Origin of the sequence: Tardiphaga sp. (assembly GCF_025356345.1) — a bacterium.
Taxonomy (GTDB): Bacteria; Pseudomonadota; Alphaproteobacteria; order Rhizobiales; family Xanthobacteraceae; genus Tardiphaga.
The window spans coordinates 1-9872 of record NZ_JANXTC010000040.1 but is presented as its reverse complement, the minus strand read 5'-3'; the positions used below and the strand labels follow the sequence as shown (position 1 = coordinate 9872).

Annotated in this window: 9 protein-coding genes; 6 read left to right on the top strand and 3 right to left on the bottom strand. The window is 64.8% G+C overall.

Annotation, left to right across the window (positions count from 1 at the left end; all coding sequences use genetic code 11):
• Positions 1 to 961: RecQ family ATP-dependent DNA helicase (locus Q0S16_RS02125; protein ID WP_295844499.1), on the bottom strand; the 961-nt coding region annotated here is incomplete at its 3' end.
• Between the two features lie 153 nt (positions 962 to 1114).
• On the opposite strand from Q0S16_RS02125, the gene Q0S16_RS02120 reads away from it, so the two are divergent.
• The 4 genes from Q0S16_RS02120 to Q0S16_RS02105 all read left to right on the top strand — a co-directional run bounded on the left by Q0S16_RS02120 (position 1115) and on the right by Q0S16_RS02105 (position 5090).
• The gene (locus Q0S16_RS02120; protein ID WP_295844495.1) at positions 1115 to 1444 is read left to right on the top strand and encodes a hypothetical protein; all 330 of its coding nucleotides are present in this window, start codon (positions 1115 to 1117) and stop codon (positions 1442 to 1444) included.
• A 194-nt stretch (positions 1445 to 1638) separates the two neighbouring features.
• The gene (locus tag Q0S16_RS02115; RefSeq protein ID WP_295844494.1) at positions 1639 to 1986 is read left to right on the top strand and encodes a RidA family protein; all 348 of its coding nucleotides are present in this window, start codon (positions 1639 to 1641) and stop codon (positions 1984 to 1986) included.
• 2 nt (positions 1987 to 1988) lie between these two features.
• Positions 1989 to 2804 (top strand): 3-keto-5-aminohexanoate cleavage protein, encoded by an 816-nt coding sequence (locus Q0S16_RS02110; protein WP_295844492.1) that lies wholly within the window; start codon positions 1989 to 1991, stop codon positions 2802 to 2804.
• Between the two features lie 597 nt (positions 2805 to 3401).
• Positions 3402 to 5090 (top strand): HAMP domain-containing methyl-accepting chemotaxis protein, encoded by a 1689-nt coding sequence (locus Q0S16_RS02105; RefSeq protein ID WP_295844489.1) that lies wholly within the window; start codon positions 3402 to 3404, stop codon positions 5088 to 5090.
• A gap of 21 nt (positions 5091 to 5111) precedes the next feature.
• Here the strand turns inward: Q0S16_RS02105 and ilvD are convergent, their stop codons facing one another.
• Complete coding sequence (gene ilvD / locus Q0S16_RS02100) at positions 5112 to 6806, bottom strand: dihydroxy-acid dehydratase (RefSeq protein ID WP_295844487.1); 1695 nt, start codon at positions 6804 to 6806, stop codon at positions 5112 to 5114.
• A 297-nt stretch (positions 6807 to 7103) separates the two neighbouring features.
• Positions 7104 to 8063: an ABC transporter substrate-binding protein gene (locus Q0S16_RS02095; RefSeq protein ID WP_295844500.1), complete on the bottom strand. Its 960-nt coding sequence runs from the start codon at positions 8061 to 8063 to the stop codon at positions 7104 to 7106.
• A gap of 296 nt (positions 8064 to 8359) precedes the next feature.
• On the opposite strand from Q0S16_RS02095, the gene Q0S16_RS02090 reads away from it, so the two are divergent.
• Together Q0S16_RS02090 and Q0S16_RS02085 are read left to right on the top strand one after the other, a co-directional pair.
• Positions 8360 to 9256, top strand: coding sequence for an NAD(P)-dependent oxidoreductase (locus tag Q0S16_RS02090; protein ID WP_295844484.1), 897 nt, complete (start codon positions 8360 to 8362; stop codon positions 9254 to 9256).
• A partial coding sequence (locus Q0S16_RS02085; protein WP_295844483.1) for an NAD-dependent epimerase/dehydratase family protein occupies positions 9253 to 9872 on the top strand: 620 nt, incomplete at its 3' end. The genes Q0S16_RS02090 and Q0S16_RS02085, both read left to right, overlap by 4 nt.

Here is a 9872-nt window from a genome sequence, read left to right as displayed (position 1 = left end):
GATCGAGATGGCAGACGAAGCGCACGTCGGGCTTGTCGATGCCCATGCCGAAGGCGACGGTGGCGACGATTACGATGCCGTCCTCGTTGATGAAGCGGTCCTGGTTGTGCGCGCGCACATTGGCGTCGAGCCCGGCATGATAGGGCAGCGCCGAGACGCCGGCCTTGTTCAGCGCCTTCGCGGTATCCTCGACCTTGGCGCGCGACAGGCAATAGACGATGCCCGCCTCGCCGGCGTGGCGCTCGGCGATGAATTCCTGCAGCTGCTTCTGCGCATTGGTCTTGTCGACGATCTCATACTTGATGTTCGGGCGATCGAAGCTGGCGACGAAACTCGGCGCGTCGTCGAGGCCGAGCCGATGTGAGATCTCCTGACGGGTCAGATCATCGGCGGTCGCGGTCAGCGCGATCCGCGGCACGTCGGGAAAGCGTTCGGCGATCACCGACAGGCCGATATATTCCGGCCGGAAGTCGTGGCCCCATTGCGACACGCAATGCGCCTCGTCGATCGCAAACAGCGCGATCCTGGCGCGGCCCAGCATCGCCAGGCAGCGTGGCGTCAGCAGCCGCTCGGGTGCGACGTAGAGCAGATCGAGATCGCCGGCGAGCAGCCGCCGCTCGACCTCGTTGGCCTCGTCCCAGGACAAGGTGGAGTTGAGCACCGCTGCCTTGACGCCGGCTTCGAGCAGGCCGGCGACCTGGTCGCGCATCAGCGCGATCAGCGGCGACACCACGATGCCGCAGCCCTCGCGCAGCAGCGACGGCAACTGGTAGCACATCGACTTGCCGCCGCCGGTCGGCATCAGCACCAGGCAGTTGCCGCCCGCGGTCACATGGCGAACGATCGCCTCCTGCTCGCCGCGGAACCCGGGCAGGCCGAACACCGAATTCAGGACGGAAAGGGCGTTCGGGGCGATATCGGACTCATCGGTGCGGGCGGAAGCTGTGGCGGAAGCGGACATGCGGCAGGTCAATCCCTGATTCGTCGGCCGGGTATAACAGACAAGCGACACTAGCGCGGTCGCATCCCCCGTAAAACCGGTGTAGACTGCCGTCACGTGTCAGGCCGCCGGGATCACCCGCGGGTTCCATGCACAGATCGTCGAAGATTGCCCATGTCCCTCATTTTGCGCGTCTTTTCGTGGCTCCTGAGCCGTCGCCGCCGGCCCGCGGCGCGCTGGCGCGCGGCTAATGAAAACACTTCGAAGAAGCCGAAGCAGCGGGTCGGCAAGGCGCCGAAATGGACCGTGATGGCCCATGTCATCGCGCATGACCCGCCGGTGACGATGCTCGGTCACCGCACCGCGCTGGAAATCTGGAACCTGTCCGATCCGACCCGCCTCGCCTTCCTCTATCTGCAGCACGGTCGCCGGCTCAGGCTGCCGGCGCCGGCCGCGATCGTCGAATTCGGCAAGGCCGCGCGGCGCAGCCGGATGGCGGAATAGGCTGCGCCTCCCGGCTCAGCGATCCATCCGGGCCGCGGCTCACCGGATCATACTGGCAAGGCTCGTATCCCAGTTGCGGAAGGCCAGCGCTCGCTTTAACCAGCCTTCCGATGGCTGGTTCCGGCGGCTTGACGTTCCCGCCGCGAGCGGAGAAGGTCCCGCCGGTTTCCGCCGCTTCAACGAAAGATACTCCCATGATCAAGCGTCTCGTCCCCGGCAAGCGTCTCAGCCAGGCTGCCATTCACGGCAACACCGTCTATCTCGCCGGCCAGGTGCCGAATGATTACACCGGCTCCATCGAGGCACAGACCACGGAAGTGCTCGCCAAGATCGACGCGCTGCTCAAGGAAGCCGGAACCGACAAGACCAGGATGCTCAGCGTCACCGTCTGGCTGCCGAGCATGGGCGATTTCGCCAAATTCAATACGGTCTGGGACAGCTGGGTGCCGCAGGACAACACGCCGGCCCGCGCTTGCGTCGAAGCCCGGCTCGCCGATCCCTCGATCAAGGTCGAGATCGCCGTCATCGCCGCGATTTCCTGACCGTGCTGCCCGTTGCGCTCGCGGTCGCCCCCAATGGCGGCCGCAAGGTCAAGGCGGATCATCCCGCCGTGCCGCTATCTCCAGCGGAGCTGGCGGTGACCGCCGCGCGCTGCCTCGAGGCTGGCGCGGCCATGATCCACGCCCATGTCCGCAACCCGGACGGCACGCATCTGCTCGATGCCGCCGCTTACAAGGCGGCAATATCGTCGATCCGCGGCGCGGTCGGCGACCGGCTGGTGATCCAGATCACCAGCGAGGCGCTCGGCAAATACGCGCCCGCCGCGCAACGCGCCGTGATCCGCGATGTCAAGCCGGAGGCCGCCTCGCTGGCGCTGCGCGAGCTGGTGCCGGACGCGTCGGAAGAGCGCGCTTTCGCCGATCTGCTCGGCTGGATGAAGGCCGAGGCGGTGACGCCGCAGATTATTCTGTACGATATCGAGGATGCCATCCGTCTCGCCGATTTCCGCAAGCGCGGCCTGGTGCCGTTCGAGCGGCTGCCGGTGCTGTTCGTACTCGGTCGCTACACCGCCGGCCAGACCTCCAGCCCGCGTGACCTGCTGCCCTTCATCGAGAGTCACGCGCCGGCCTTCGAGCATTGGAGCGTCTGCGCCTTCGGCGCGCAGGAGACCGCTTGTGTCACCGCGGCGGCACTGCTCGGCGGCCACATCCGCGTCGGCTTCGAGAACAATGAGTTGTTGCCGGATGGTACGCGCGCGACCGGCAATGAAGACCTCGTCGCCGCCGCTCGCCGCGCCATTGCTTCCGTTGGACTGAGGGCCGCGACGGCGGATGATCTCCGGGCCGCGACGGCGGTCTGACACCCGCAAAAGCCGCCCGCACGATAGAGCGATTGCTTAAACCAGCCAGATCCTAATCGTCCCGCCGCAGCGTTTCCGGTGGCCGTTCGCCGAACTCCTTGCGGTAGTCGCGCGCGAATGCCCCGTTTTAGTAAACCGGCATTCGAAGGCGACGCCGATGGCGGCGGTCTTCGACGGCTTCGCCGTGGCCATTGGATTAAATGTCAACCATAATATCAGGGGCTGGGCTGCCATGAATTTCAGTTATTGAGCAAGGTGGACGTTAACAGGCGTAACGGTATCGTTATCTTTTTGCGATATGTGTAGAAGATGACGTTTTGCCTGTCGTGCTCATTGCGCGTCGCGATGGCCGTTCGAGCCATCCGACCAGAAATAATCTCTGATGTTGTTTGTTGATCCACGCTTTGTCGGTGCGGCGGGCACGCATGCCATGCGCGGCGCGGCGCCCTTCCATCGGTTGCTGTCAGCGCCGATGTAAATCCATCGCCCATGGGTATTCAGGCAGCCTCTATCTCGCGGAGATAGACGGGCGAGCTTAAGGCATTTCAAATTTTCCAATCGAGCTGAAGCCCATTGGGCCACAGGAGAATGAGCGGCATGAAAATGCGCCTGACGATTTCACGTGTCATCTTGCTGTTCGGTCTCGTGACGGCTGTCGGTCTTGGCGCCATCATCGCGACCAGCATCTACGGGCTGACGCAGCTGAAAGTCGGCGGGCCATTGTATGACCGGATCAAGCTGGGCAATGATCTGGTCGCGGACATCCTTCCACCGCCGGCCTATGTGATCGAGGCCTACCTCGAAATCACCCTGGCGATGCGGGACCCCGCGTCGCTGAAGGCACGTGTCGAACGGCTGGGCCAACTGAAGAAGGACTATGACGAGCGGCGGGAATTCTGGTCGAAGTCCGATCTCGGCCCGGCCATCAAGACCCGGCTGGTGGAGCAATCGGACGGCGACGTCAGGCGCTTCTGGACCGGGGTAGACCAGAAGCTCGTCCCGGCGCTTGCCAAGGGCGACACGGCGTCGGCAACGATAGCCTATGCGGCGGTTACCGAGGCCTATGCGGCGCACCGCGCGATCATCGACGACATCGTCAAACTGACCAACCAGGACAACACGGCGACCGAAGCAGCCGCGCAGGGCAGAGTTGGCTTTTTGACCACGACATTGTGGATTGTGTCGATACTCGTCTCGCTGATCATCGGAGCCGGGCTGGTCGGCGTTGCGCTGGGAGTGATCCGGCCCATGATCGAAATCACCGGCGTGATGCAGGGCCTTGCCGATGGTGACCTGCGGATCAGTGTGCCTTCGCTCGGCCGCCACGACGAGGTCGGCGCCATGGCGCGCACCGTTCAGGTGTTCAAGGACAATGCCATCCGGGTCGGCACGATGGAGGCCGATACTCTGGCGTTGGCCGCGCGCGGCGAACAGGACCGCCGGACCACCATGCAACAGATGGCAAACGGGTTCGACCAGGCGATCGGCAAGATCGTGCAGACGGTATCGGCGGCGTCGTCCGAAATCGAATCCGCGGCGGGCAGCCTGACCCGGACTGCCGGCGAGACCCAGTCGCTGGCCGCGACGGTGGCCACGGCCGCCGAGCAATCCTCGGCGAATGCGCAATCAGCGGCCAGCGCATCCGAGCAGATGGCGTCGTCGGTGTCGGAGATCAGCCGTCAGGTTCTCGCATCGCACCGGATTTCGCGCGCGGCCGTGCAGCAAGCCGAGCAGACCAATGCGCGGATCGGCGAGTTGGCGCTGTCGGCCGGCCGGATTGGCGAGGTCGTCAAGATGATCAGCGCGGTCGCGGAGCAGACCAACATGCTGGCGCTTAACGCGACCATCGAAGCGGCGCGTGCCGGCGAGGCCGGGCGCGGCTTTGCCGTGGTCGCTTCCGAAGTGAAGGCGCTCGCCGCGCAGACCGCCAGGGCGACCGACGAAATCAGCGCGCAGATCGCCCAGATGCAGTCTGCGACCGGCCTGTCGGTCTCCGCGATCCAGGAGATCAGCGAGACCATCCGTGAGATCTCGGTGATCTCCGAGTCGATTTCGGCGGCGGTGGAACAGCAGGGGGCCGCGACCCAGGAAATTTCCCGCAGCGTGCAGCAGGTCGCGCAGGGCGCCAACCAGGTCTCCGGCAGCATCGCCGATGTTAACCGCGGCGCGGCGGATACCGGAGTGGCATCAGGCCAGGTGCATGGCCTTGCCCGTTCATTGCGCGACGAGAGCGGTCATCTGCAGGACGAGGTCACCCGATTCCTGGCCACGGTTCGCGCCGCCTGACGCGATGACGGCCGGGCTTGGCTAATCGTACCACGGCCATTCCGCGGCGCCGGCATGCGTCACCGCGCCGCCCGGAGCCTGTCCCACCAGCCTGGCATATTTCGACAGCGCGCCGGCGCGGTGGCGCGGCGGGCGCTGCACCCAGGCGGCCTTGCGTGCGGCGAATTCGACGTCGTCGATCAGCAGGTCGATCCGCTGTGCGGGCGCATCGATGCGGATCCGGTCGCCGTCGCGCACCAGCGACAGCGGACCGCCGACAAAGGCCTCCGGCGAGACATAGCCGATGCACATGCCGCGGGTCGCGCCGGAAAAGCGGCCGTCGGTGATCAGCGCCACCTTCTCGCCCATGCCCTGGCCGTAGATCAGCGCGGTGACGCCGAGCATCTCGCGCATGCCGGGGCCGCCAACCGGACCCTCATTGCGGATGATCAATACGTCGCCTTCGCGATAGGTTTGCGCCTTCACCGCCGCGACACATGAATCCTCGTCCTCGAACACGCGCGCGCTGCCCTCGAACACTGTCTTCTTCAGCCCGGCGACCTTGATCACCGCGCCGTCGGGAGCGAGGTTACCCTTTAAAACCGCGACGCCGCCATCCGGCATGATCGGCGTCGCCGCGCTGTAGATCACCTCGCCGTCGGCCAATTTGGCATTGCCATATTCCTCGGCGAGGGTTTTCCCCGTGATGCTCAGACACGAGCCATCGATGTGGCCGCTCTCGATCAGCGCGCGCATCACCACCGCGCAGCCGCCGATGTCATAGACATCCTTGGCGGTGTACTTGCCGCCGGGCCGCAAATTGCCGATCAGCGGCGTGCGCGAAAATACTTCGCCGACATCGTCGATGGTGAAGGGAATGCCGGCCTCGTTGGCGATCGCCGGCAGGTGCAGCGCGGCATTGGTCGAGCCGCCGGTGGCCGCGACGATCGCCGCGCCGTTTTCCAGCGATTTTCGCGTGACGAGATCGCGCGGCAGCGGGCTGCCCCGCCGCAGCATGTCCATGATCAGCCGGCCGGCGCGGCGCGCATAATGCGCGCGTTCGGCATAGACGCCCGGCACCATCGAAATATTCGGCATGGTCAGGCCCATCGCCTCGGAGACCATCGCCATGGTGTTGGCGGTGAACTGGCCGGCGCAGGCGCCGACCGTCGGCAGGCAGGCGCGCTCGATGCCTTCCAGCGTGATGGCGTCGATCTCGCCGGTCATGAAGGAGCCGACCGCCTCGTAGGAATCCAGCGCGGTAATGGTCTTGCCGTCGTAGCTGCCGGGCAGCGCGCTGCCGCCATAGATGAAGATCGACGGTACGTTGCAGCGCACCATGCCCATGATCACGCCAGGCAGCGTCTTGTCGCAGCCGCCAAAACCGATCAACGCGTCGAAGGCGTAGCTGTGCACGACCGCCTCGATGGAATCGGCGATGATCTCGCGCGACAGCAGCGAGAATTTCATACCCTCGTGGCCCATGCTGATGCCATCGGAGACGGAGATGGTGGAGAATTCGCGCGGCGTGCCGCCGCCCTCGCTGACGCCGTCGCGCGCGGCGGCGACCTGAAAATCATGCGTCATGTTGCAGGGCGACAGATCGCCCTTCATGCTGACGATGCCGACCATCGGCTTGGCGATGTCCGCGTCATCGAGCCCGGTTGCCCGCAGGAAGGCGCGGTGCGGCGCGCGATCGAGTCCATCCGTGGTGATACGGGAGCGCCATTTGTTCATCGGGGGCTTTCGGAATTCGGTTTTTGAAATCTAGCACGGACGTCGCGAAAGTACCTCCACCCGCGTAGCAATGGGGAGGGTCGACCGAACGAAGCAATACGCAGCATTGCTGAAGGGGAGGCCGGGGTGGTGGGCGCCCCATTGATGGTCATTCCGGGGCGTGCGCGGCGCGAGCCTCGCTCTCGCGCCCCGGAATAACAACTTCTTGTGGCGGCCCTCTCCCGGCTTCGCTTCGCTCAGGCCCCCACTCCCGCTGCGCGCAGCTTTGCTGCGCTGGGGGAGTGGGGATGCAAGTCCCTACTGGATCGGCGCGACGATGGTCGGGTGCTTGAACTGCATGACGTCCATCTTTGGCAACATGCCGGCCTCGGTGTAGATGTCGAGCATCTTCTGCATCGCCGGGAAATTTGGCGCGGCGCCGGGCTCACGCGAAAAATCGTTTTCCTTCAGCAAATACGTCTCCAGCACCGGGATCGGCGCCTTCATGACTTCGTTGACGACTTTCAGGGTCTCGTCGCGGTTGGCCAGCGCCTTCTTCATGCCAAGCGTGATATCCGCCACATAGGCCTTGGCGATGTCAGGATTTTTGTCGACGAAATCGGCGCGGCACGCTTCGAGAATATGCACGATGTTCGGCATCGCCTCGTTCAGCGAGAACAGTTTTCGCGTGCCGCCCTTGGCTTCCATGCGCGCGGCGAACGGCTGGTTCATGTTGATGGCGTCGACGCGGCCCTGGCGCAACGCGTCCTCGGAGGCGGCGAAGCCGATCTCGACCAGCTTGATGTCCTTCTCGGGATCGATACCTCCGGCCTTCATCAGCATCTTGAACGGGCCATAGGTGCCGCCGCCGATCACCGAGATACCGACATTCTTGCCTTTCAGATCGGCGATGGTCTTGATCGGTGAGTCGTCCTTCACCGCCCAGTAGACCGAGAAGCTGCCGGGCTTTTCGGAGACGTGCTGCGCGACGATATAGGCCTTGAGATTTCCGCCGTTGACGCCATTGGCGAGCGACAGCACGCCCTGGGTGGCGCAGTCCAGCGCGCCGGCCGCCAGCGCCTGGGTCATCGGCGAGGTGCCCTGGAATTGCGTCCACTCGATATTGTAGACCTTGCCGAGATTGCTGAATTCGGTCGGGCGCTTCATCATCCAGTATTTGGATTCTTCGGCCGGAATGGTCCAGCCGACGCGGATGGTCGGAATCGTCTGCGCGTGCGCTGCACTCGCCAGCGTAGTTGCGGCTAACGCCGCCGCCATCATCCATGTCGACAAATTCAGCTTCATGCCCGCTACTCCGTTGAAGATGACCAGCCGGCCATCGAAAGCCGCGCTATTGCAAAGCCTTTCATGCTTCAAACAATCATTCAAGCGATCGTCTGCCCAACAAACGTTCTCGCACTGCCGCAACATGCAGCAAGCACCGGTCGGTTGATATCATCGTTGATGCGGGGCCGGTCGCAGCGTAGACAGCGCACAAGCGCAGCGCCGGCGACAATTCGGGGTTGAGGGTTCTGCTCGCAAGATGCAGTGAGCGAAGAGGCGGCGGAGCAGTCATGACGGAAACAGCGGACGGCCACGAGCGGGTCGGCTATCTCGGCCTCGGGCTGATGGGGCTGCCGATGACGCAGCGGCTGCTCGCCGCCGGCTACGACGTCACGGTCTGGAATCGTTCGCCCGGCAAGGCCGTGGCTCTGGTGGAGGCCGGCGCGACGGTGGCGACCAAGCCGGCGGTGGTAGCCGCCAATGCCGGGATCATCTTCATGTGCGTCACCGACGCCGCGGCGGTGGAAGAGGTCGTGTTCGGGGCTGGCGGCCTCGCCAGCGTGCCGGGGGTTGGGAAACTCGTGGTAGACTTCTCCTCCATCCATCCCGATGCGACGCGGGCGATTGCCGCGCGGCTGAAGGCTGCGAACGGCATGGGCTGGATCGACGCCCCGGTGTCCGGCGGCACCAAGGGCGCGCAGGAAGGGACACTTGCGATCATGGCTGGCGGCGACGCCGCCGATGTCGAACGCGTCCGGCCCTATATTCTCAAAATGGCGCGCGGCTTCACCCATATGGGACCGACCGGTGCAGGCCAGACCACCAAGCTTTGCAACCAGGTGATTGTCGGCTGCGCCATGGCGGTGCTGGCGGAGGCGACGCGGCTCGCCGTCAATGCCGGCATCGACGCTAAGCGTCTGCCGGAGGCACTGGCCGGCGGCTTTGCCGATTCGATCCCGCTGCAATTGTTCGTGCCGCGCATGGTAGCCGGCATCCATACGCCGCCGCTCGGTCACATCAGCACCATGCTGAAGGATCTCGACACCGTCGTCGACGTTGCCCACGACACCGGCACGCCGGTGCCGATGGCGGCGCTGGCCGCGCAACTGTTCCGGATGGCCGCGGCGACGCGCGGCGCCGGGGCCGACGCGCTGGAAATCTACAAGCTGTCGGCACCCAAAGTATGAAGGTCCTCGTCATCGGCGCCGCCGGCATGATCGGCCGCAAGCTGTGCGAGCGGCTGCTCAAGGACGGCCGTATCGGCGGCGTCGCTATTACCGGCCTGGTGATGGCCGATGCCGTCACCGGCGATCCCGGCGGCGATTCCAGTTTTGCGCAATATCTGGTCGTGGATCTGGCGCATCCCGATGCGGCCGGTGTGTTGCTGGCGTCGCGACCGGATCTCATTTTCCATCTGGCCGCGGTCGTTTCGGGCGAGGCGGAGCAGGATTTCGACAAGGGCTATGCCGTCAATCTCGACGGCACCCGCGCGTTGTTCGAGGCAATCCGCGTCACGGAAAATTATACGCCGCGCGTGGTCTACACCTCGTCGATCGCGACGTTCGGCGCGCCCTATCGCGGGGCCATCGCGGACGAGTTTTTCCATACGCCGTTGTCCAGCTACGGTACCCAGAAGGCGATCTGCGAATTGCTGCTGGCCGATTATTCGCGCCGCGGCTTTCTCGATGGCGTTGGCATTCGCCTGCCGAATATTTGCGTGCGGCCCGGCAAGCCCAATGCGGCGTCGTCGGGCTTCTTCTCCAGCATCATCCGCGAGCCGCTTGCGGGCCGCGAGGCGATCCT

Coding starts and splice junctions, on each gene's coding strand:
- ilvD (WP_295844487.1), bottom strand. CDS start 6,806: ATGAACAAATGGCGCTCCCGTATCACCACGGATGGACTCGATCGCGCG.
- Q0S16_RS02090 (WP_295844484.1), top strand. CDS start 8,360: ATGACGGAAACAGCGGACGGCCACGAGCGGGTCGGCTATCTCGGCCTC.
- Q0S16_RS02105 (WP_295844489.1), top strand. CDS start 3,402: ATGAAAATGCGCCTGACGATTTCACGTGTCATCTTGCTGTTCGGTCTC.
- Q0S16_RS02120 (WP_295844495.1), top strand. CDS start 1,115: ATGTCCCTCATTTTGCGCGTCTTTTCGTGGCTCCTGAGCCGTCGCCGC.
- Q0S16_RS02115 (WP_295844494.1), top strand. CDS start 1,639: ATGATCAAGCGTCTCGTCCCCGGCAAGCGTCTCAGCCAGGCTGCCATT.
- Q0S16_RS02095 (WP_295844500.1), bottom strand. CDS start 8,063: ATGGCGGCGGCGTTAGCCGCAACTACGCTGGCGAGTGCAGCGCACGCG.